The sequence below is a fragment of the Actinoplanes italicus genome (genome assembly GCF_003001815.1).
GTDB classification, from domain to species: Bacteria; Actinomycetota; Actinomycetes; order Mycobacteriales; family Micromonosporaceae; genus Actinoplanes; species Actinoplanes italicus.
On record NZ_PVMZ01000022.1, the window covers coordinates 87,955 to 110,775 of the forward strand.

At 70.2% G+C, this 22,821-nt stretch carries 14 protein-coding genes; 6 read left to right on the top strand and 8 right to left on the bottom strand.

The features are described 5' to 3' along the window. Nucleotides 1-9: 9 nt before the first annotated feature. Nucleotides 10-1,731 (bottom strand): amylo-alpha-1,6-glucosidase, encoded by a 1,722-nt coding sequence (locus tag CLV67_RS39680; protein ID WP_106328073.1) that lies wholly within the window; start codon nt 1,729-1,731, stop codon nt 10-12. 118 nt (nt 1,732-1,849) lie between these two features. On the opposite strand from CLV67_RS39680, the gene CLV67_RS39685 reads away from it, so the two are divergent. The 3 genes from CLV67_RS39685 to CLV67_RS39695 all read left to right on the top strand — a co-directional run bounded on the left by CLV67_RS39685 (nt 1,850) and on the right by CLV67_RS39695 (nt 6,011). Beyond that, on the top strand, nt 1,850-2,878 hold the full coding sequence (locus CLV67_RS39685) for a LacI family DNA-binding transcriptional regulator (RefSeq protein WP_239166110.1): 1,029 nt from the start codon (nt 1,850-1,852) through the stop codon (nt 2,876-2,878). Nucleotides 2,879-2,923: 45 nt separating this feature from the next. After that, complete coding sequence (locus CLV67_RS39690; RefSeq protein WP_106328075.1) at nt 2,924-4,723, top strand: RICIN domain-containing protein; 1,800 nt, start codon at nt 2,924-2,926, stop codon at nt 4,721-4,723. Nucleotides 4,724-4,913: 190 nt separating this feature from the next. Continuing rightward, nucleotides 4,914-6,011 (top strand): hypothetical protein, encoded by a 1,098-nt coding sequence (locus tag CLV67_RS39695; RefSeq protein ID WP_106328077.1) that lies wholly within the window; start codon nt 4,914-4,916, stop codon nt 6,009-6,011. Here CLV67_RS39695 and CLV67_RS39700 read toward each other — a convergent pair. Next, nucleotides 6,008-8,194, bottom strand: a complete 2,187-nt coding sequence (locus tag CLV67_RS39700; protein ID WP_170154182.1) for an NACHT domain-containing protein — start codon at nt 8,192-8,194, stop codon at nt 6,008-6,010. The two genes, CLV67_RS39695 and CLV67_RS39700, sit on opposite strands and share 4 nt — an antisense overlap. Before the next feature lie 135 nt (nt 8,195-8,329). On the opposite strand from CLV67_RS39700, the gene CLV67_RS39705 reads away from it, so the two are divergent. Continuing rightward, a complete protein-coding gene (locus CLV67_RS39705) occupies nt 8,330-8,788 on the top strand; it encodes a hypothetical protein (RefSeq protein ID WP_146169483.1) in 459 nt (152 codons plus the stop codon). Here CLV67_RS39705 and CLV67_RS39710 read toward each other — a convergent pair. The 6 genes from CLV67_RS39710 to CLV67_RS39735 all read right to left on the bottom strand — a co-directional run bounded on the left by CLV67_RS39710 (nt 8,778) and on the right by CLV67_RS39735 (nt 15,649). Then, complete coding sequence (locus tag CLV67_RS39710) at nt 8,778-10,028, bottom strand: GAF domain-containing protein (RefSeq protein ID WP_106328084.1); 1,251 nt, start codon at nt 10,026-10,028, stop codon at nt 8,778-8,780. The genes CLV67_RS39705 and CLV67_RS39710 overlap by 11 nt on opposite strands. A 116-nt stretch (nt 10,029-10,144) precedes the next feature. Then, nucleotides 10,145-11,002, bottom strand: a complete 858-nt coding sequence (locus tag CLV67_RS39715) for a sugar phosphate isomerase/epimerase family protein (protein WP_106328269.1) — start codon at nt 11,000-11,002, stop codon at nt 10,145-10,147. 5 nt (nt 11,003-11,007) lie between these two features. Further along, nucleotides 11,008-12,189 carry an ABC transporter substrate-binding protein gene (locus CLV67_RS39720; RefSeq protein WP_239166111.1) on the bottom strand — a complete coding sequence of 394 codons (1,182 nt, stop codon included), beginning with the start codon at nt 12,187-12,189 and terminating at the stop codon, nt 11,008-11,010. A 9-nt stretch (nt 12,190-12,198) separates the two neighbouring features. Continuing rightward, nucleotides 12,199-13,170, bottom strand: coding sequence for an ABC transporter permease (locus CLV67_RS39725; protein WP_106328088.1), 972 nt, complete (start codon nt 13,168-13,170; stop codon nt 12,199-12,201). Further along, entirely contained in the window at nt 13,170-14,144 is a 975-nt protein-coding gene (locus CLV67_RS39730) for an ABC transporter permease (RefSeq protein ID WP_106328090.1), read from the bottom strand. Before CLV67_RS39730 ends, CLV67_RS39725 begins: the two co-directional genes overlap by 1 nt. Next, nucleotides 14,141-15,649, bottom strand: a complete 1,509-nt coding sequence (locus CLV67_RS39735; protein WP_106328092.1) for a sugar ABC transporter ATP-binding protein — start codon at nt 15,647-15,649, stop codon at nt 14,141-14,143. Before CLV67_RS39735 ends, CLV67_RS39730 begins: the two co-directional genes overlap by 4 nt. A 327-nt stretch (nt 15,650-15,976) precedes the next feature. Here CLV67_RS39735 and CLV67_RS39740 point away from each other — a divergent pair, with 327 nt between their 5' ends. Together CLV67_RS39740 and CLV67_RS39745 are read left to right on the top strand one after the other, a co-directional pair. After that, nucleotides 15,977-19,513 carry a ThuA domain-containing protein gene (locus tag CLV67_RS39740; protein ID WP_106328094.1) on the top strand — a complete coding sequence of 1,179 codons (3,537 nt, stop codon included), beginning with the start codon at nt 15,977-15,979 and terminating at the stop codon, nt 19,511-19,513. A 156-nt stretch (nt 19,514-19,669) separates the two neighbouring features. Next, the gene (locus CLV67_RS39745; RefSeq protein WP_106328096.1) at nt 19,670-22,711 is read left to right on the top strand and encodes a glycoside hydrolase family 9 protein; all 3,042 of its coding nucleotides are present in this window, start codon (nt 19,670-19,672) and stop codon (nt 22,709-22,711) included. Nucleotides 22,712-22,821 lie beyond the last annotated feature (110 nt).

A 22,821-nucleotide genomic window follows, 5' to 3' on the forward strand; every position in this document is an offset into this window, starting at 1 on the left:
CGAGCCTGGTCACGAGGGCGTCCGGAACCCGCGGTTCTCGTGGGCCCCGGCGAGGATGAGGTAGCTGCTCGCGGTCCAGGTGTAGGCGCGGTCACGCAGGCCGGCTCCGGTTTCGGCGTCGAAGTTCTCGGCGAAGCCGGACCTCTCGCACAGGGCACGGAACCGTTCGCTGATCTCGTCGGCGAGAGTGTCGTTGCCGCCTCGGCGCAGGCCGTCCTCGAGGAGAACGGTCGACGGCGCCCAGATCGGACCGCGCCAATAGCCGTCCGGGTCGTAATGCGGGGAGTCGACCGGTTCGGTGGCCAGGCCGTTGGCGGTGAGATGGGTACGCAGGCGGGCGGTCAGCTGCTCCCGGATGGGTGCGGGCAGTTCGGCGCCGAGCGTGAGGGGCATCAGGTCGAGCAGACTGGTGCTGCCGAAGGTCTGTCCGTCGGCCGGTCGGCGGGCCACGAACCGGTCACCGCTCCACAGGCGTTCCAGCATCGCCTTCCTGACGACGTGCGTGGTGGCCGCCCAGTGTCCGGCGTCATCGGGCCGGCCGAGTTCGGTGGCGAGGCCGGCCAGTTCGGTCAGCTGGGTGACGAGGTGGGCGGCGAGGTCGGCGGTCTGCAGGACGCGACCGTTGTCGAAGGTGGTGGCGTTGTCCCAGCCGCTGTCGTTGCCGTGCTGGTACCAGGGCAGCTCGTCACCGGGTGCCCGGCGATGCTCGAGCCAGAACCGCGTCCAGTGCGCCATCCGCTCGTACGCACAAAGCAGTTGATCGTGGTTGAGCGGCTGCGGCAGAAGGCGCCGCAGATGGTGGAACGCCCAGCCGTGGATGGGGGGTTTGACGAAGTTGTAGAGGATCTCGGAGTGCGCGATCGAGTCGGGCAGCGCTCCGGCCGGATCCTGGTGGTCGAAGGGGAGCATGAACTGGTGCCAGGCCAGTTCGGGGTCGCCGGCGGCGACGGCGATCGCGTTGAAGCAGTGGTCCCAGCTCCACACCTTGTCCATCCAATGCTTGGACATGAGTACGGCCGGACGCGTGACGAAACCGCCGGGTGCCACGGTGGCCGACCAGATGACGTAGGCGGCCAGCCCGGCGGCCGGTGTCCGTGTGCTGCGCCACGGCGCGATCGCGTCGAGGAAGGCACCGAACGCTGTCCCGGCATCCGCCGCGACCTGCTCGAACGGGATGCCGGCGGTGTAGGGGGCGCGAGCGGTCGCGTACTCCTCGATGGCGATCTCCCACCCGGATCCGCCGGGTAGGTCGAGGTGGCGCTCGCCCGTGCCGAGGCCTTCGATGCCGTGGGCGGTGAGCGGGCCGCCGCTGAGGACGGTGATCCGGTAGCGGCGGCCGGTCTCGTAGGAGGTGAAGACGTGGGCGCCGTCGGCCGGGTCGCGGTAGAGGTAGGTACCGCCGAACGGGGTGAGGGCGCCGGCCGCCGCGGTGATCCGCAGACCGAGGCCGGTTCCTCGCAGCCGGATGGTGTCGGGGGTCTGGTAGGCGAGGTCGATCGTGCCGCCTTCGTGTCGCCAGGACAGCAGGGACGGGGTCGCGACGACGACCGGTTCGGCGCGGACGTCATCGTGCCGGGCTTCGAAGCGAAGAACCGGGTGCATGCCGGTCTGGTGGGACACCAGGTGCAGATCCGGCGCGCTGGTCTTCTCGGCGATCACCGGGGAGATGTCGAACCAGGATCCGCGGTAGCTGAACGGGATCTCCTGGACGGAGAAGGGCGCGACGGTCATCGTGGGGGCGTCCTGCCTTCAACGAGCGAATCGATTCGACGATACGTTTCGCACGATGATACGCGCTCATTGACATTGCCAACCATCACTGCCTACGGTCCTCCTGCGAATCGGTTCGATGACCCGGAGGGTGCTGATGAACATCGGCGAGATCGCACGGCGCGCCGGGGTGTCGCGCAGCACCGTGTCGTATGCGCTCAGCGGCAAACGGCCGGTCACCGCCGAGACCCGGCGACGGATCCAGGCCGTGATCGACGAGATCGGCTACCGCCCCAACGCCGCCGCCCGCGCTCTCAAGGAGGGCCGCACCCGTACCCTCGGGCTGGTCATCCCACCGGCGGGTCAGCGCCTGACCGACATGCAGCTCGGCTTCGTAGCCAGCGTCGTCGAGGCAGCCGCCCGCGCCGACCTCGACGTCCTGCTGTCACCGTCCGGCGGCGACCACGACCGATCCTTCGAGAGGATCCTCACCGGCAGCCGCGTCGACGGCGTGATCCTGATGGAGATTCGTCTCGAGGACGAACGCGTCGCCCGCCTGCAGGACAGCGGCCTGCCCTTCGTCACCATCGGGCACACCGCGAACCCGCACGGCACCTGCTGGGTCGACGTCGACTACACCACCCTCATCGCCCGCTGCGTGCACCACCTGGCCGACCTCGGGCACCGCAGCCTCGCCCTGGTCAACCGATCCGCCGAGCTGCTCGCCACCGGCTACGGTCCCGCACACCGGGCGATCACCGGCTTCACCGACGCCGTCGCGCAGCGCGGCCTCGCCGGAGTCGGGCTCACCTGCGCCGACGAGCCCGCAGCCGGGGAGACCTGCTTCGAGCAGCTCCGCGACCGGCATCCCGACGTCACCGCCGTCGTCACCGTCAACGAGGCCGCCCTTCCGGGCATCCAGCGCGGCATCGAACGCGCCGGCCTGGTCGTGCCCCGCGACCTCTCCCTCGCCGGAGTCGCCGCCCGCCACTGGGCCGAGGACTTCCGGCCACAGCTCACCGCCGCCGACGTCCCGACCGTGGAGATGGGCGCGAGCGCCGTGGACCTGCTCCTCGAGCGCATCGCCGCACCCGACGCGCCCGTGCGCCACCTGCTGCTCACCCCGCCCATCTCGCTGCGCGCCAGCACCGGGCCCGTACCGCGCTGAATCCCCGCTTTCTCCGTGCGTTCCCCCCAGGACAGGAGATTCCCCATGCCCGTACGCCGCGTCGCCGCCGGACTGCTCTCCGGCGCCCTCCTGCTGACCCTTCCCAGCCCCGCCCGGGCAGCCGACGAAGCCATCAGCGTCGACTTCTCGATCGCCGGCGGCGCCCCCACCCACCGGGCGTCAGCCTGGATCTACGGCATGACCGAGAACGGTGCCGGGCCCGCCGACCACTTCTTCACCGACGTCAGGTTCCGGGGCATGCGCGCCGGTGGCGCCCAGCTGGGCAGCCCCGGTGGGTGGGCCAACGGCACCTACGATCGCCGCTGGAACTCCACCCGCGCCCAGATGCTGCGGACCCGGGCCCTCGGCGGCACGTTCATCCTGCTCCCCCACGACCTGTGGGGCGCCGACGGCGCCGGCATCGCCCGCTTCCCCGGCGACAACGGGGACTGGACCGACTACGACAACTTCCTGACCCGGCTCATCGCCGACGTGAAGGCGACCGGCGTACCGGTGCAGTGGGACATCTGGAACGAACCGAACCTCTCCATCTTCTGGAACCGCTCGCAGGCGCAGTACTTCGAACTGTGGCGGCGCACCCACCAGCGCCTGCGCGCCGAGATGCCCGGCACGTTGATCGTCGGCCCGAGTCACGCCGGTGTCCCGCAGACCTCGGCCGGCTGGTGGACGCAATTCCTGGACCACGTCCGCGCGAACAACGTGGTCCCGGACATCTTCAGCTGGCACTCGCTGCCCGGCGACCCGGTCGCCGACGTCGCCAGCGCCAACGCGTCGCTGGGCTCTCGTGGCATCGCACACCCCCGCCCGTACCAGATAAATGAGTACGGCGCCCCGCACGAGCAGAATCCCGGGGACGGCTCCTGGTACATCGCCCGTCTCGAACGCGCGGGCGCGGACGGGTTGCGGGCGAACTGGGCCTCCGCCGGCAACCTGCACAACGACCTGGGCAATCTTCTGGTACGCAACGCGGCCGGTCAGCATCTGCCGAAGGGTGAGTGGTGGGTCTACCGCTACTACGCGGGGCAGACCGGCAGCATCGTCTCCACGACGCCCAGCGCCGCGTACGACGCGTTCGCCACCAGGACCGCCGGCAGCGCGAAGATCCTCGTCGGCGGGGGCGGCACCACCGGCAACATCGCCGTGCGCCTCAACCGGGTCGACGCCACCACCGGCATCGTGGTTAACAACCAGGTGCGGGTACGGGTCCAGCGCATCCCCCACGACGGCGGCGCTGCCGTCGCCGGGCCGATCACCGTGTCCGACACGACGGTGACCCTGTCCGGGAACGCCACCACCGTCAACCTCGCCCACGGCAACGCCGACGACACGTTCACCGTCACCCTGCTGCCGCCGTCCGACGCGAGTTTCCAGTCCGTCGCTGTCGCGCAGCACAGCCGTCAGTGCCTGGACAACACCGGTCTGAGCAGCGCCGACGGCAACCGGCAGCAGCAGTTCCACTGCGAGGGCGGTGACCAGCAGCTCTGGAACTTCCGGCCGGTCGCCGGGGTCGCCGGCACCTACACGGTCGTCAACCAGCAGTCCGGGAAGTGTCTCGACGTCAACGCCGGCGCCACGGCCGACGGCGTGGCCGTTCAGCAGTGGACGTGCACCGGCGGCGCCACGAACCAGCAGTTCACGCTCCGCAAGGTCACCTACGCCGGCAACGACGGCCACGACTATCAGCTCGTCGCCCGGCACAGCGGCAAGTGCGTCGACGTCAGCGCCGTCTCCACCGCCGCGCGAGCGGTCATCCATCAGTGGACCTGCAACCCGGTGACCCAGAGCAGCCCGCTCAACCAGACCTGGCGACTGTTCGGCCGCTGACCGATGGTCGCCGAGCTGGTGATCAGCCTGGTCCTGTTCGCTGGTTCCGTCCACCAGGTTGCCACGGCGCCGCGGTTCTACTTCACCGTCCCGTATTGATGTTGAATTACTCGATCTTCGTCGATCCGGGACGAGCTTGTCATCCGTACTCCGTGACGCTGAAGATTGCATTCAGGCGGGCGGAGGCGCGATGGCAGAACAGCGGGGCGAACAGCTCTCGGATCAACGACGCCCGCACGTCGAACTTCGCTTCCTGCCGTCGGACGGCTCCGAGGCCCGGCCAGGCACGACCGGCGGCGGTCCGGCCGGTGAGCAACCCGTGGCCGGGCGGTGGGCCGAGGCAACCCCGGCGCGCGGGTCCCGGCTGGTCGGCAGGAAGACCATAGCCAGGTTGCGGGGCGGTTCACCGGCCGTCGGCGGCGAGCCCGTCCGGCGGCCGCCGTCGAGCGATGCCGGTCGGGTGGTGCTGGTCTATGAGCAGGTGCGCAGGCCGTGGCGGCTGTTGATGTTCACGGCCATGCTGGTGTCGTTGACCGTCGGCGTGGTGCTGGGTCAGACCGAGGCCTACCGGGCCGGCAAGTCACGGCCGGTGGCGGCCGCCCCCAGCGTCGCAGCGCCGTCGGTGGTGTCGCCGGTTCCGCTGACCGCCCCGCTCGGCGCGCCCGGACAGCGGCGACTGGAGATCACCGGCGCGGTGACGACGCTGCGCATCCGCACGGCGCCGTTGGGCGAGTCGTCGTACAGCATCACGGGTTTCGATCCGGGTATCCCTCCTCGGGTCGCCGAGGCCGGTGGCGGTTCAGTGCTCACCCTGTCGCCGGAGGCGGTCGTGACGCCGGGCGCCGAGGTGGTGCTCAACTCGGCGGCGTCGTGGACGGTGAAGCTCACCGGTGGTGCCACCGACCTCGACGTTGACGCGCGAGCCGGTGGTCTCGCGACGATCGAGTCGGTCTCGGCGGTGTCGCGCGGCGTGCTGCAGCTGGCCAAGCCGAAGGGCTCCGCCCCGCTGACGATCACCGGGCCGGTCGGTGACCTGACGGTTCGCACGGAGGTGGGCGCCCTGGTCCGGATCCGTGTGGCGAAGGGCGCCGCTCTGGCGACGATCGGCGGCACGACGCGGCGCGACGTCGCGAACGGTGCGACCCTGCGGGAGACCGGCTGGCGTACCGCCCCCGCCAAGTACGACATCCGGATCGCCGCCCGGGTGAACACGATCCTGGTCGAGCGCTTGCGCCCGGACGGCAGCAGCGCGGCGGTCCCGGCGCCCAGTGGTAGTGCAGTGCGCTAGCCGTTCGGCCGGAACGGCTCTCGGCTGGTCGAGCCGGTCTCGGGCCGGTAGATCCAGCCGGAGGCCAGGCCCTCGTGGACGTCCGGTTCCGTCCAGGTGGTGGCAATGATGTGCCGGTCAGGTTTGACCTGCGGCCGTGGTTCCGGCTCGGGTAGCCGGCGGTCACCATCCGGTGTTCCTTCGTCCTCGACGATCGTGCCGGCTTCCACCCGGGCGAGCAGATCCTGAAGCTCCGCATGACGGAACTGGTACACCGAACCTGCCTGCCGAAGCACCTGGCGCTCCGCAGCCGTACGCAGCAGTCGCATGAAGGAGACGCTGCGGCCCCGAAGACGGATGACGCTCTGAACGAACCACAGTCCGAGGGTCGCGCCTGCCGACAGGATCAGACCGGTGCACAGTCCAGTGCCGAGTGCCAGCACCGACGCTTCACCGAGAAGCGGGGAGCCGGTGGCTCGGTACCAGGCGAAACACACGATCGCACCGGTCGTGGCGGCGGAGGCCGGTCCGACGATCAGTGTCCGGCGCCGGTCCGCGGTGTACGCCTGCCACGGAGTCGCCACCCCGGCTGCGGCGAGCGGTGCGGTCCAGGCGAAGACCAGGACAGTCGGCAGCAGGAAGGCGAGCAGCAGCAGCGCCGTAGGAGCGGCCTGTTCGGCACCCCGGAAGTCGAAGGCGGTCAGCTCGGGCACCGACACCAGGGCCAGCGGAACACCGACGAGCCACAACCTGCGGGGCCATCGCACCACAAGACGCAGCGGCGGCCGGTCACAGGAGATCCGGAACGCGAGGTCCCACAGCGTGAGCACGAATGCGGGGCCGAGCAGAACGACGGCGCTGGTGCTCAGCCAGCCGATTCCGGCGCGGTGACCGACCGCCCAGCCGCAGAGACCGAGGACGGCGAGCAGCCAGACGCCCGGAGCTGCGAGCGGCAACCGGCGCTGGGTCCGCCAGCGAGGGATGTCCCACCACGGCAACTCCCGGGAGGTCATCATCCGGCCCGCCAGCCATCCGAGCCAGTAGACCGCGTGTTCCCGTTCGCGCCGGTCCGGATAGGCCAGGTTCAGAGTCCGCATCAGCAGATGCCGGTTGAGGGACTCGGGATCCCGGTAGGAGGCCTCGTCGAGCATCCTGGACGGATCCGATTGGGCATAAGCGTGCCGGGCGAGGCTCAGTGCCAGCGGTGAGGTCAGCGTGCGGGCGACGACGCTGTCCGGGTCAGCCGACATGTGCTGGGTGACCTGCTCCCAGGCGACGCGGCGCGCGCCGATCTGTTCGGCGAGGAGGAAGGCGGCCGCTTGATCGAGTTCGACCGGCAGCAACTCGATCACCGCGGTGCTCCATAGGCGGGTGGCCTTGACCGCGGTCTCGTACTCCCGGGAGCGGCAGGTCAGCACCACGTGCAGGGTTGCGGCGTCCTGGTCGAGCGCCGACAGCGCGGCGATGCGAAGGCTGTCCGGCATCTCGTCGAGTCCGTCGAGGAAGAGGGCCACCTTCCGGCTCCGCAGCAGTTGCTCACCGAGTTCCCGCCCGGTTCGGTCATGGGGCCGCAGCCCGAGGTAGTCCCGGGCGAGAATGTCGGCGGCCCAGTCCAGGAGCGGCGTGGTCTCCGGGTTCCAGCTTCCCAGCGTGAGCCAGACCGGCACCGGTTCCTCGGAGTCCGCGGTCCGGTTACGCAGGATGTCGATCAGCAGGAGCATCATGGCGGTCGTCTTGCCGGAACCCGGTCCTCCGATGACGACCAACCGGGCCGGCGGCTGGAGTCGTTCGTAGAGTTCCGTCCGCAGACTGGTCACGACTCCGCTGGTCAGGACGTCGCACTGCATGTCGGAAGCGGGTGCGGCGACCGCGGTCCTGGCCCACCGCCACCGCACCGCGGCCGGGATCGGTGTGATGATCCCGCGGGTCTTCGCCTCAGCGACCCAGAAGCGCAGTACCTCGGAGGCCAGTCGCTCGGTCGCCGATCTCGCCTGCTCCGCGGTCATCGACGACCGATCCCGCCGGAGCGCCGGCAAGCCGAGCAGAACGGCGGCGATCAATGCGGCCACGCCCATGAGCGCGTCGAGCACGTTGGCGTTGCCGATCAGGCCGTCGCGTGCCGGGTCGCCCAGGAACATCCATGCGACGCCGGAGGCACTCAGCGCCAGCATCGCGGTGAGTATCCAGCGGATCGTGGCCCTCATGACTGCCCATTGTGGCCGCCTGATGCTCATCGCCGACACCACGCGAACGCCTGACATGGCGCCGGTGGTCCCGCGCTGACCGTACGCGGCGAGACGGGACCGCGACGGGTGCCGGCTCCCGCTATCGTGCTGTTGGTGACGAAGGCTCACCGCCGAACCGTGATCTGTCGCGTCATCGCGGTGCTCCTGGCAGCCTGGAGCGCGCTGCTCGCCCTCGACGGGCCGACGATCGAAGGGTCCTCCTCGTCGAACACCACGTATGAGTGCTCTCCTCCGATCAGCTACGTGCTCTCCGACGATGCGCGCTACTACTGGCTCGATCCGGGCGAGGTCCCGGACTGGGTCGCCGCCGAGTGCCGCAGCCGCCGGATCGGAGCCGCTGTCACGATCGGGCTGTTCGGCAACATCGTGGCGCTTCTGCTGGGCTTCGCCCGCCGGCCGGCGCCGCCCGTGGAGCAGCCGCTGCCGCCCCTGCCCTCGAAGCCGCCACCGCAGCCCGTTCGCCCCGACGAGGACGAGGACGGCCTGTGGAATCCGGGGCTGCGGCAGGAGCGTCTCCGCAAGCAGCAGCCACCCGGCGAGGTCAGCGGTTGAGGTAGGCGGTGAGGCCGCCGAGTTCCTCGCTGGCGATGAAGACCGACCGCACGTTGAGGATGGCCTCCTCGACGTGGACGGGGCAGCCCCAGGCCGCGTCGCCCCATGAGTCGGCGACCTTGAGCTCGGCCGGCTCGGTGCATCCGGAGGCGCCGCCGAGCTGGCAGTGTTCGGGGTGCGGTGCGGCGGCCTGCACGGCCGCGGCGGCGTGCATCTGCGCGGTGAGCTCGGCGGCGGCGGTCGCGCGTTCCTCGGCGGCGGCGCGCAGTGTCTGTTCGGAGCGGACTGTCTTGGCCAGTTCGTCGTTGGCGGCCTGGGCACGGGCTTCGGCGGCCTGCTGCGCCTGCTCGATGTGGTGGCGTTCGATGGCCAGGGCGGCGGTGCCGGCGAAGAGGTGAGCGAGGGCCAGGTCGGTGTCCTGCGGGACTCGCGGGGTGCGGTGGTACATGGCGAAGGTGCCGAGCAGCGCGCCGTCGCGGGCCAGGATCGGTGTGGACCAGCAGGCGGCCAGATCGGCGCGTCCGGCCAGGTCGCGGAAGTCGCGCCAGAACGGGTCGCTGGTGATGTCGGTGACGATGACCGGCTCGCGCCGGTGCGCGGCGGTGCCGCAGGAACCGACCCCCTCACCGGTGGCGATGCCGTCGATGGCCTCGTTGTAGAAGTCGGGCAGGCTGGGAGCGGCGCCGTGACGCAGGTGCAGCCCGTCGGGGTCGGCGAGGAGCACGGACACGAGCACGTCGTCCGGGGCTAGGTCCTCGATACTGCGGGCCATCCCGTCGAGCACATCGGCCAGGGGTGCCTGGCGTGCGATCTGCTCGAGCAGTGCCCGGTGTTCGGCCATCAGTCGCTGGGCGTGTTTGACCTGGGTGGTCTCGACGCCGATCACCCGGACTCCGATGACGGCGCCGTCGGCGTCGCGGTACGGCTCGTACGTGAGGTCGAAGAACGCCTCACGCGCGTGGGGACCATCGCCCAGCAGCGCTCGCACGTCGCGGTCGGTGTACGGATCGCCGGTACGGAAGACCTGGCCGATCAGGTCGAGAAGTCGCTGGTCGGCCATTTCGGCCAGCGGGATCCCGGTGCCGGCGTGCTCAGCGGCGCCGATGGCGGCGACGAACGCCGGGTTCGCCGTCTCCACCACGTGCTCCGCGCCAGTGAGCTGGGCGAAGACGACGGTGGACTGGCCGAACAGGGTTCGCATGTCATCGGCGGCATGCTGCTGGCCTGATACCGACGTCATCCTGTCGCCACCCATTCGTTGCTCACCGGCAAATGATGGTGGCCAGGGTACGCGCGACCGGGCGGGCCCGCTGGTCGCGCTCCCGGCGTGGCGGCCGAGGATCGGGACAACGCCGCTCAAGGGCTCCGCAGGAACCGTCGTAGGTGGTTCAGTCCGTCGAGTGCCAGGCGGTCCTGGGAGGGGGCCAGCGGACGCCAGATGGACGCGGCGGTCGCGATCGTCTCGTTCGCGCTGGTGAAGGATTCGATGCAGACCCCGCCGCCGTAACCGGTGCCGTCGAGGACGGAGAAGAAGCGGGGCCAGTCGAAGTGGTCGGCTCCGGGGGTGCCGCGGTCGGTGCCGCTGACCTGGACGTGCTTGATGTGTGGCCCGGCCGCGGCGAGAGCGGCGTACGGGTCGGCCTCCTCGATGTTGAGGTGATAGGTGTCGATCATGAGGCCGATCGTGGACGGCAGTCCCGCGATCATCTCGAGGGTCTGCCCCACGGTGTTGACGACGCTCGTCTCGTAGCGGTTGAGCGGCTCCACGCCGATCGATACCCCGCGTTCGCCGGCGTGGTCGGCGACCGGCGTGATCGCCTGGCGGAAGTCCGCGTAGCACGCCGTGCGGGCCGCCTCCGTCATCCGCCAGGTCCGGCCCACCGACGCGTACACCGGCCCGCCGACACAGGGCGCGCCGACCGCCGCCGCGCTGTCGACGCAGCCCTTCAGGTAGGCGACGGTCGCGCCGGTGACGGCCGGGGTGGTGCTGACGAGGTCCCGGCCGGGTGGCGTGACCGCGCAGACGGCGGCCGCGGTGAGGCCGTGTGCCGCCAGCAGGTCACGGGTGCGGGCCGGGTCCCAGTCACCGGGTTGCTCGATGGGCAGCTCGACCGCGTCGAAGCCGAACGCGGCGATCTGTGGGATCAGTTCCGCCAGGGCCTGGTCGTCGATCGGGGACGCCCACACCCAGGGGTTGACTCCGACGGCGCGCACGCCGGTCACTTCCAGCGCTGCGGATAGCCGGGCAGGCCGGTGCAGCCGCACATCGCGTAGTGCAGCGGGGGCATGTCCGGGTCGAGGTATTCGTCGAGGTTCTGCTCGGTGATCGTCGGCTGCGGCAGTTTCCAGGGGTTGGAGACCTGCTCACCGTCCAGGATTCGCAGTGCGGCGATGATCGGTGTACGCCACTGATAGGTCGGGTAGGTCGGTGCGATGGCCGTGAGCTTCTGGTCCTTCCACATGCGCAGGAAGTCGAGCTGGTCCTCACCGTTGATCGGGGGTACGGGCTTGCCCGCGTCCTGGAATGCTTCGACCGCCGCGACCGCGACGGCGCCGGCGTCCATCCAGATCCCGTCGATCGTCCCGTACCGCTGAAGGTAATCGTCGACGATCTTCTTCGTCTTCGCCGGGTCGCCGTCGGTGAACTCGACGCCCACGACGTCGACCTTCGCGCGGTCGAAGACCAGCTTCGCCGCCGACCAGCGTGTCTCCAGCACGTCGACTCCCGGCAGGATCCGCAGGGCGAGCACCTTGCCACCGGGCTTCATCTTCTGGGCGACGAACTCCGCGCCGACATGGCCGAATCCGTACCCGCCGATCGGGTTGATGTAGGTCACCGGGCACGTCGTGTCGACGCCGCGGTCGAAGACGATGACGGGGACTCCGGTGCGGCATGCCGCCTCGACGGCCGGGGTCAGCGTCGCGGTGGTGTTGGGCGAGACGATGAGGGCGTCGCAGTCCTTGCCGAGCAGGTCGTTGATGTCGGCGATCTGCTTCTGGTCCTTGCCTTCGGCGTCGACGTGCACGAACTCCGCGATCTTGTCGCGGTGCGTCTCGACCTCGGCCTGCATGGTCTTGAATCCCACCTGACGCCACGGGTTGTTGAGCGCGGCGTTCGAGAAGCAGATCTTGTGCGGGCCGGCCTTCTTGAAGGAGGCGGTGTCCACCATGGTGGGGTTGAGCACCTGCTCCCATGGCTTGCCGGCCGGGCCGGTCGCGGTGGCGCCGAGCATCGCGAGCTCGGCCTCGTAGTCGGCGGACACGAAGAACTTCGACTGCTCCCCGGTGCCCGCGCCGGTGGAGGGCGGGCCGCCGGAGGGTCCGGTGACCGGTTCGTCGGTGGAGCAGCCCGCGAGGGACAGCACGATGACAGCGGCCAGCGATGCCATGCGACGGCGCACGATGTTCCCCTATCTGGACGGTGAGCGCGCTGCCGAGACGGCAACGGCGAGCAGGATGATGGCGCCCTGGACGGCGGGTCGGACCGTCCCGGAGACACCGAAGAAGTTCATGAGGGCGAACAGCAGCTCGAGCGTCAGGGCGCCGAGCATCGCGCCGGCGACGGATCCGCGCCCGCCGCCCAGGGCGACACCGCCGAGGACCACCGCGGTGATGGCGGAGAACTCCAGGCCACTGCCGGCCTGGAACGACACACCGCTGTAGCCGCCGAGCAGGATCGCTGCCACGCCGGCCGCGCATCCGCTCAGGACGAACGCGATCGTGCGGGTTCGCCCGACGCGCACCCCGCTGAGTTCGGCGGCACGCGGGTTGTCACCGACGGCGACCAGGATGCGCCCGAAGTCCGATCGCATCAGCACGGTGGCGAGCACGGCCAGCAGGAGCACGATCAGCAACGCGTACGGCACCCGGCCCAGTACCGGGACGTCCTCGACGGCACGTCGCCCGAACCGCCGGAACTGTTCCGAGAGCTCGCCCTTCGGGGAACCGTCGGACCAGAGGTAGACGGCTCCGACCAGGATCAGCAGCATGCCGAGGGTGGTGATGAACGACGGCACCCGCAGCCACGACGTGATCAGGCCGTTGACCAGTCCCACGAACGCGGCGGAGACGAGCACGAGGGCCATGACGGGCCAGGTACGGTCCGGATCGCCGTCGATGAGCCGGGCGGCGATCACCACCTCGGCGGTGACCAGGGACCCGACCGACAGGTCGAACTCGCCGGAGACGATGACGAAGTACTGACCGGCGGCGAGCAGGATGATCGGTGCCGAGCGGCCGAGAAACGACATCAGCGAGGCCGGGGCTAGGAAGTCGGGTTGCCGGATCGCGACGAGGACCAGCAGCACCCCGAGGATCGCGAGGATCGGCAGAGGACCTCCGGCACGGACCGGCAGCGCGCGCCGGGGCAGCGTGTCCTGCATCAGGACCTGCCCTTGCCTATGACGCGGCGTGCGTAGACGGCGACCGCGCCGATGATCACCACGCCCCGGACCACCTGCTTGGCGAACGCGTCGAGCTGGAGCTGGTTGAAGACGGCGTCGAGGCCGGCGAGCAGAAGGACGCCGCCGACCGTGCCGGCGACGCCGCCGCGTCCACCGGCGAGCGCGGTGCCACCGATCACCACGGCGGCGATGGACTCCAGGTCGTAGATGCCCTCGGTGCCCACCCGGGGCGCGCCGGAGCCGAGCCGTGCGGCCAGGTAGACGCCGGCGAGGCCGGCGCACAGCGAGCACAGGACGTGTGCGGCGACGAGGACGCGGTCGTTGCGGACACCGGACAGCCGCGCGACCTCCGGGTCACCGCCGACGGCGAGCAGGTGGTGGCCGAAACGGGTGCGCCTCAGTGTCAGCCAGGCCCCCGCCGCGACCGCTGCCAGGAGCAGGAACGACATCGGCACCGGCCCGATGCGCTGGTAGCCGAGGGCCTGCACCAGCGCGGGTGAGGTGGCTCCGGCGGGTCCGTCGTAGCCGCTGTCCAGGTAGCCCTTGAGGAGCAGTCCGACGCCGAGGGTGGCGATGAAGGCGTCGATCCGGGTCCGCGCGATCAGCAGGCCGTTGAGCAGCCCGATGCCGGCGCTGACCGCCAGTGCCAGCAGGACGCCCGGAAGCAGGGCCGTGTCGCTGCCGTTCATCGCCTCGGCGGCGACGAGGGTGCTGAGGCTGACCACGTATGCCACCGACAGGTCGAGGGAGCCGCCGATGATCACGAGGGTCTGGCCGACGGCGACGAGTCCGAGGCCGGCGGCGACGTGCAGCAGGCTGACGACCGTCGCCTGAGTGAACAGAGTTCCGCCGCTGAGCACGACGACGAGCCACCCGATCGCGAGAGTGAGCACCAGGGCGAGGTAGACGCCGGGGACGGTACGCCGGGCCGCGCGGAAGGACAGGGCACTCACGTTGCCGCCACCGCGCCCATCGCCAGGGCGACGACGTCCGCCTCGCTCGCTCCGGCGGGCACCTGACCGGCGATGCGGCCTTCGCGCATGACGATGATCCGGTCGCTCATGCCGAGCAGTTCCGGAAGGTCGGACGAGATCATCAGGACCGCGGCCCCGTCGCGGGCGAGACGGCGTACGACGTCGTAGACGGCTGCTTTGGCACCCACGTCGATCCCGCGGGTCGGTTCGTCGAAAAGGATGACGCGCGGGCCGAGGGCGAGCCAGCGGGCGAGCACGACCTTCTGCTGGTTGCCGCCGGACAGGAAGCGGATCTCCTGGTCCGTCCCGGCGCTGCGCACGTCCACCGCGTCGAGCAGTCCGCGCATCCGGGTGACCCGGGCCGCGCGGCCGGTCCACGCGCCGCCGAGGGCCCGGCCGGCGAGCAGCGCGTTGTCGAGCACCGACTGACGGGCGGTGATGCCCTCGCCCTTGCGGTCCTCGCTGACGTAGGCGATGCCGGCCCGCATGGCGGCGCGTGGCGAGGCCACTCGGATCGGCCTGTTCTCCAGTTCGACCACCCCGCTGGTGAACGGGGTGACGCCGAAGAGGGCCCGGGCGAGCGCGGAGCGCCCGGAGCCTTGCAGTCCGCCGACGCCGACGACCTCACCGGCCCGTAGCCGCAGGTCGATGCCGCGCAGTTTGGCGTTGCCACCGCCTTGGACGGTGAGCCGGACCGGCCCGAGATCCCCGGGGTCGGCGCGGCCGGGGTAGTAGCCGGACAGGTCGCGGCCGACCATGTGTCGTACCAGCTGATTCGTGGTGGTCTGCGCGGTCGGCACCGTCGTCACCCGCCGGCCGTCCTTCAGGACCGTGATGCGGTCCGACAGGGCGAAAACCTCGGCCAGGCGGTGCGAGACGTAGAGCAGCCCGATCCCCTGACTCCGCAGGCGCCGCACGAGGGCATGGAGCAGTTCGGCCTCGTGGTCGGCGAGCGCCGCCGTGGGCTCGTCCATGATGAGCAGCCGGGCGTCGAGGGCGAGTGCCTTGGCAATCTCGACCAGCTGGCGCTGGGCCACGCCGAGATCACCGACCAGGGCGTCCGCCGGGACGGGTCCCGCGCCCATCGAGGCGAACAACGCCGAGGTACGGGCGCGCATCTCGCGCCGGTCGACCAGGCCCCGGCGGACCGGTTCGTGGCCCAGGTGGATGTTCTCCGCGACCGTGCGGTCCGGCAGCAGAGCGAGCTCCTGGTGGATGATCCCGATTCCGGCACGGCCGGCGTCGCGCGGTCCGCGGAACCGGCGTGCCTCACCGGCGAACACGACAGTGCCCTCGTCCGGTGCGTACCCACCCGAGATGATCTTCATGAGTGTCGACTTGCCCGCGCCGTTCTCGCCGACGACGGCGTGGACCTCGCCGGGGGCCACGTCGAGATCCACGCGGTCGAGGACGCGCACGCCGAGGAACGACTTGGTGACGGCCCGGAGGTCGAGCAGCGACCCGACATCACCAGGAGTAGTCATCGTCGGTCCCTCTTGCGCCAGCGCGTCGTGGTGCTCGACAGCCCGGCAAAGGGCGATGCTTGACAGGCAGGAAACATCACACGTATGAAGATAGATGTTCTCCGATCCTCAGGCAATCATTACCTGAAACCAATGCTCAGAGCTCTGTAGGGCAGGGCCGGCGCGCGCCGCCCTGCCGCCCAACCGGAACGGAGAGGCTCGAGTAGATCGAAGTACATGAATTAATTCGAAGACTCCGAACGCTCCGGGCCGAACCGGAAGACGCGACGTGACACTACGTTCCGTCATGCCTCGGGCGGAGCTGGCAATCATGACCAGGAGAGACGCATGCGCCGCTCAACGCTGGCCATCGGGGTGATCGCGGGCCTGCTGGCCTCGCTCGCGCTCTTCGCCCCGGCGTCGGCCGCCCCGACCTTCCGCGCCCTGCTGTTCACCAAGACCACGGGCTACCGGCACGACTCGATTCCCGCCGGCATCGCGATGTTCCAGCAGCAGGCCGCGGCCGAGAACTTCGAACTGGTGCACAGCGAGGACGCCGGCGTCTTCACGCCCGCCAACCTCGCCACCTTCGACGTGCTCATCATGTTCCAGACCTCGGGCATGGTGTGGACCTCAGCGGCCCAGCGGCAGGCGGTCGAAGGTTTCCTCGCCTCCGGCAAGGGCATCGTCGCCGTCCACAACGCCACCGACATGGGCATCGAAGGCGAATACCCGTGGTGGGATCAGACGATCAACGCCGGCGCCCACATGCCGGAACACTCCCCCGGAGTGCTGCAGGGCACCGCCATCGTCGCGGACAAGAAGCATCCGTCGACGGCCGGCCTGCCGGACCGCTGGATCCGCAGCGAGGAGTGGTACAACTTCGACCGCAACCCCCGCGGTGACGTGCACGTGCTCGTGACCGCTGACGAGCGCACGTACAACCCCGGTTCCCGCGCGATGGGTCCCGACCATCCCATCTCCTGGTGCCGTAACGCCGCCGGTGGACGGGTGTGGGCCACCGGGATGGGCCACGCCGCCGAGTCCTACAGCGAGGCGAACTTCCGCAACCACGTCCTGGGCGGGGTGAAGTGGGCCGCCGGCAACCAGCCGGGCGAGTGCGGCGGGACGGTGTGGAGCAACTTCCAGAAGCGCACACTGGACGACGACACCGTCGACCCGATGGCGCTGGCCGCGTTGCCGGACGGACGGGTCATGTACGTCCAGCGGGGCGGACAGGTGAAGATCTTCAAGCCGGCGTCCAACTCCACCGTCACGGCGGGCACGCTCAGCGTCTACACCGGCGGCGAGGACGGTCTGACCGGGCTGGCACTCGACCCGGACTTCGCCACCAACGGGTACGTCTACCTGTACCACTCTCCCGCGAGCAGCGCGACGGACGTCAACCGGGTCTCCCGCTTCACCCTCACCGGCGACACGCTGAACGTCTCCGGCGGAGTCACCATCATCGACATCCCGGCGTACCGGGACCGGACCTTCCCCGAACCGGGACACACCGGTGGATACATCGATTTCGGCCCGGACGGCAACCTCTACATCGGCACCGGCGACGACACCCCGCCGAACCTGGACGCGAACTGGCAGGGCTACGCCCCGTTGGACTGGCGCAACGGCAAGGCCAACCTCGACGCGGCTCGTACCGCCGGAAACACCAACGACCTGCGCGGCAAGCTGCTGCGCATCCGGCCGCAGGCAGGCGGCGGCTACACCGTCCCGTCGGGCAACCTCTATCCGGCGGGGACCGCACAGACCCGGCCGGAGATCTACGCGATGGGCTTCCGCAACCCGTTCCGGTTCTCCATCGACCCGGCGAACGGCTGGGTCTACTTGGCCGACTACGGACCCGACCGCAACCCGCCGACCACCAACCGGGGGCCGGAAGGTCTGGTCGAACTCAACGTCATCAAGGCGCCGGGCAACTACGGCTGGCCGTTCTGCCACGGCGACAACCAGCCGTACGCCCCCTTCAACCCCGACACCGGCGTGGTCGGGGCCAAGTTCAACTGCTCGGCACCGGTGAACAACTCCCCCAACAACACCGGGCTGACCAGCCTGCGGCCGGTCGTCGCGCCGAACATGTGGTACGGGTACGGCAACTCGCCGACCTTCCCGGAACTCGGGTCGGGAGGCTCCGCGCCGATGGGCGGGCCGGTCTACCGGTACGACGCGGCCAACCCGTCCGACACGAAGTTCCCGGCCTACTACGACGGGGTCCACTTCTTCTACGAGTGGTCGCGCAACTACGTCAAAGAGGTGCACTTCGACGCGAACACCGCGGTGACCCGCACCAACCCGTTCCTGCCGGGCGGACGGTTCAACAAACCGATGGACATGGAGTTCGGCCGCGACGGCTCGCTCTACCTGCTCGAGTGGGGCACCAACTTCGGCGGCGGCAACAGCGACTCCGGCCTCTACCGCATCGACTACATCCAGGGCGGGCAGTCACCGCTGGCCAGAGCCTCCGCGACGCCGACCAGTGGCACGGCGCCGCTGACCGTGCAGTTCAGCAGCACCGGCACGACCGACCCCGATCCCGGCAGTACCCTGAGCTACCAGTGGACCTTCGGCGACGGCGCGACCTCGACGGCGGCGAACCCGAGCCACGTGTACACGAGCAACGGCAACTACGCCGCCCAGCTGAAGGTCACCGACGAGTCGGGCAAGTCCGGCTTCGCGAACATCGCCATCACCGTCGGCAACACCGCTCCGGTCGTCACCATCACCACCCCGCCCACCGGCGGCATGGTCGACTTCGGCGACCGGGTCGCCTACACGGTCACCGTGACCGACCCCGGCGGCGCCGCGGTCGACTGCTCGAAGGTCTTCGTCAACCCCGCACTCGGGCACGACGACCACGCGCACGAGACCAGCGAGTACCCGGGCTGCTCCGGCACGATCCTCACCGAGCTGCTCGGCGGGCACCCGGACGGCGCCAACCTCTTCTACGTGCTCAACGCCCGATACACCGACAACGGCGGTACGGGCGGGGCGGCGCCACTCACCGGCCGGGCCCAGGCGATCCTGCAGCCCAAGCACAAACAGAGCGAGTACTACTCCAGCCAGTCCGGGACCCGGGTCGTCGAGCAGACCGGCGCGGAGAGCGGCAAGCGCATCGGGGACATCTCCGCCGGCGACTGGGTGTCGTTCACCCCGATGAGCCTGTCCGGAATCTCGACGGTCAGCTACCGGCTGTCGTCACCGTCGGGTGGCGGGTCGATCGAGCTGCGTAGCGGCTCACCGACCGGGACCCTGCTCGCCACGACGACGGTGCCGAGCACCGGGGGCTGGAACAACTACCAGTCCACGGCTCCGGTGAGTGTCGCCGGCACGGCCGGGTCCTCGACGCTCTACATGGTGTTCAGGGGTAGTGGGTTCGACCTGGACTCGCACACGTTCGGCGGGGCCGGTGTCGGCGTGCCGAATGCCACCGGCGTGGCGGGGAAGACCTGGACGCTCACCGCCCAGCACAGCGGCAAGCTGATGGACGTCAACGCCGCCTCCACCGCCGACGGCGCTCAGATCCTCCAGTGGGCGGCGACCGGCGGCGCCAACCAGCGGTGGCAGGCCGTGGACGCGGGCGGTGGCGCCGTGACCCTGAAGGCCGGGCACAGCGGCAAGTGCGCGGAGGTGACCGGCGGCTCCTCGGCCGCGGGCGCGTTCCTGCAACAGGCCACGTGCACCAGCAGCACCCAGCAGAGATTCACCGCCACGCCGACCGGGACCTCCGGGGTGTACACCCTGCGCAGTGCGGTCAGCGGGCTCTGCGTGGACGTCAACGGGGCCGCGACCAGCGACGGGGCGCGGATCCTGCAGTGGACCTGCCAGGGTTCACCGAATCAGCAGTGGCGGTTCGGCCAGGTGTGACAGGCACCGGACGGGCGGGTTCCTCCCAGGGCTCCTGGACCCGCCCGTCCGGCCCGACCCCGCTACTGTCATTGACGTCGATTAATCCGGTGGTAACAATCGAGGCAGTTCTGGGAGCGCTCCCAGACCGAGTTGCAGGCCATCGGAAGGACCCCCGTGAATCCACATCGACCTCGGCAGGCCATCGCGGCGCTCGCGGCGTCGGCGGCCGCCGTCCTCGCGTCGACAGTTCTGGCAGCGGTCCCGGCCGCCGCCGAGCCGGTCCAGCACATCCCCAACGGATCCTTCGGCTCGGGAACCACCGGCTGGTGGTCCACCGAGAACGCGCCCATGTCGGTCGTCGACGGCCGGTTGTGCGCCGAGATTCCCGGCGGCACGGCCAACGCCTGGGACGTCAGCCTCGGCCACAACGACGTCCCGCTGATCGACGGGGCCGCGTACGCCCTCAGTTTCCGCGCCTCGGCCAGCGAGCCGGTCAGTGTCCGGGCCAACGTCCAGCTCAATGAGGCGCCGTACACCACGGCGCTGTCGCGCACCGTCGCGCTCACCGAAACGGCACAGACCTTCGCGTACGAGTTCACGGCCGGGCTCGACTCGTCCAACGGCACCCTGACCTTCCAGCTCGGCGGCGGCGCGGACCCGTTCACGTTCTGCCTCGATGACGTGAGCCTCACCAGTGACGAGGCCGCGCCGCCGGGCGGGCCGGAGCAGATCGAGAACGGGGACTTCGCCGAGGGCAGCTCGGGCTGGTACTCGTACGGCACGACATCCACCACCACCGACGACGGCCGGTTGTGCTCGGCGGTGCCGGGTGGGCTGGCGAACCCGTGGGACGCCGGGATCGGGCAGAACGGGGTCGACCTGGTCGCGGGGTCGTCGTACACGTTCGCGTTCGACGCCTCCGCGGCGCCGGGCGCGACCGTCCGGGCGAACGTGCAGCTGGGGGCGGAGCCGTACACCTCGTTCCTGTCTCGCGATGTGGCGCTCACCGCGAGCTCGCAGCACTTCGAGTACACGTTCACCGCCTCCGCCGGCACGGCCGAGGGTCAGGTCGCCTTCCAGCTCGGCGGCGGCGCGGAGGCGTACACCATCTGCCTGGACAACGTCTCCCTGATCGGCGGCGAGGAGGAGCCGCCGTATGTGCCGGAGACCGGACCGCGGGTCCGGGTCAATCAGGTCGGCTACCTGCCCGCCGGACCGAAGAACGCGACGGTCGTCACCGACGCCTCCGCGGCGCTGCCCTGGCAGCTGAGGAACGCGGGCGGTGATGTGGTCGCCGACGGCACCAGTACGCCGCGCGGCGTGGACGCGGCGTCCGGGCAGAACGTGCACAGCATCGACTTCACCTCGTTCCGCACCGCAGGCACCGGCTACACGCTGGTCGCCGACGGGCAGACCAGCCACCCGTTCGACATCTCCGGCACCGTCTACCAGCAGCTGCGCTCCGACGCCCTGCAGTTCTTCTACATCCAGCGCAGCGGCATCGCGATCGACGGCGACCTGGTCGGCGAGCAGTACGCCCGCCCGGCCGGACACCTCGGCGTGGCACCGAACCGCGGCGACACCGACGTGCCCTGCCGCGCCGGCGCCTGCGACTACCGGCTGGACGTGCGTGGCGGCTGGTACGACGCGGGCGACCACGGCAAGTACGTGGTCAACGGCGGCATCGCCGTGCAGCAGCTGATGAGCACGTTCGAGCGCACGAAGACGGCGGTCACCGCCGGGCACGGCGCCGCGCTGGCCGACAGCACGCTGCGGGTACCCGAGCGCGGCAACAAGGTGCCGGACATCCTCGACGAGGCCCGCTGGGAACTGGAGTTCCTGATGCGGATGCAGGTGCCGGCCGGGAAGCAATTCGCCGGGATGGCGCACCACAAGATGCACGACGCCAACTGGACCGGCATCCCGATGCAGCCCGAGGACGACCCGGAGCAGCGGGAACTGCACCCGGTCTCGACGGCGGCCACGCTGAACCTGGCGGCGACCGCGGCACAGTGCGCGCGGCTGTTCGCGCCGTACGACGCGGCGTTCTCCGGTCGCTGCCTGAGCGCGGCGCGTACGGCGTACGCGGCGGCGAAGGCGAACCCCGCGAAGATCGCGCAGGACCTCGGTGGCGGTGGCGGCGGGTATGGCGACAACGACGTCAGTGACGAGTTCTACTGGGCTGCCGCGGAGCTGTACCTGAGCACCGCCGAGCAGGCGTTCCTGACCGATCTCTCGGCCAGCCCGCACCACACGGGCGACGTCTTCGCCGCCACCGGCTTCGGCTGGGGCAGCACGGCCGCTCTGGGCCGGCTCGATCTGGCCACGGTGCCCAACCTGCTCCCGACGGCCGACCGGCAGCGCGTGCGGCAGTCGGTCGCGGACGCCGCCGACAGCTACCTGGCGACGCTGAAGGCGCAGGCGTACGGGCTGCCCATGCCGGGCAACGCGGGCAGCTACTTCTGGGGCGCGAACAGCAACGTCCTCAACAACGTCCAGGTGCTGGCCACGGCGTACGACCTGACCGGTGACGTCAAGTATCGGGACGGGGCGCTGCAGGGCGTCGACTACGTCTTCGGGCGCAACGCGCTGAACCAGTCGTACGTCACCGGCTGGGGCGAGAAGTTCTCGCAGAACCAGCACAGCCGGATCTTCGCGCACCAGGCGGACGCGTCCACGCCGCATCCTCCGGCGGGTTCGCTGGCCGGCGGCGCCAACGCGAGCCTCGACGACCCGTACGCCAAGGATCTGCTGGAGGGCTGCAAGCCGATGTTCTGCTACGTCGACCACATCGAGTCGTATGCGACGAACGAGGTGGCGATCAACTGGAACTCGGCGCTCGCGTGGGTGGCCTCGTTCCTCGCCGACCAGGGCACCGGGCAGCCGGCCGCCGGGGTGTCGTGCGACGCGACCTACACCGATTACGGGCCGTGGCAGGGCAACGGCGGTTTCACCGCGCAGGTCACGCTGACCAACACCGGCAGCACGGTGATCGACGGCTGGACCGCACGGTTCGCCTTCCTCGGTGGCCAGCGGGTGCGTGAGGCGTGGTCGGCGGCGGCGACGCAGGACGGCGCCACGGTGACCGCCAGGAATCCCACCAACCGGCGGATCCAGCCGGGGCAGACGGTGTACTTCGGGTTCAACGCCACCACCCCGGGGGGCCCGAGCCCGGCGCCGGAGCTGATCACGCTCAACGGATCCGCCTGCCGGTGACAGACGACGTCGGCCAGGCCGGGCCGCGGCGGGCCCGGTCTGGCCGACGTCCCCATTTCATTGACTAGCGTCTATGCCACGAATAACATCAGACGTCATATGAATGATTA

Coding starts and splice junctions, on each gene's coding strand:
- CLV67_RS39690 (WP_106328075.1), top strand. CDS start 2,924: ATGCCCGTACGCCGCGTCGCCGCCGGACTGCTCTCCGGCGCCCTCCTG.
- CLV67_RS39680 (WP_106328073.1), bottom strand. CDS start 1,731: ATGACCGTCGCGCCCTTCTCCGTCCAGGAGATCCCGTTCAGCTACCGC.
- CLV67_RS39735 (WP_106328092.1), bottom strand. CDS start 15,649: ATGACTACTCCTGGTGATGTCGGGTCGCTGCTCGACCTCCGGGCCGTC.
- CLV67_RS39700 (WP_170154182.1), bottom strand. CDS start 8,194: ATGAGGGCCACGATCCGCTGGATACTCACCGCGATGCTGGCGCTGAGT.
- CLV67_RS39725 (WP_106328088.1), bottom strand. CDS start 13,170: ATGCAGGACACGCTGCCCCGGCGCGCGCTGCCGGTCCGTGCCGGAGGT.
- CLV67_RS39740 (WP_106328094.1), top strand. CDS start 15,977: ATGCGCCGCTCAACGCTGGCCATCGGGGTGATCGCGGGCCTGCTGGCC.
- CLV67_RS39685 (WP_239166110.1), top strand. CDS start 1,850: ATGACCCGGAGGGTGCTGATGAACATCGGCGAGATCGCACGGCGCGCC.
- CLV67_RS39695 (WP_106328077.1), top strand. CDS start 4,914: ATGGCAGAACAGCGGGGCGAACAGCTCTCGGATCAACGACGCCCGCAC.
- CLV67_RS39710 (WP_106328084.1), bottom strand. CDS start 10,028: ATGACGTCGGTATCAGGCCAGCAGCATGCCGCCGATGACATGCGAACC.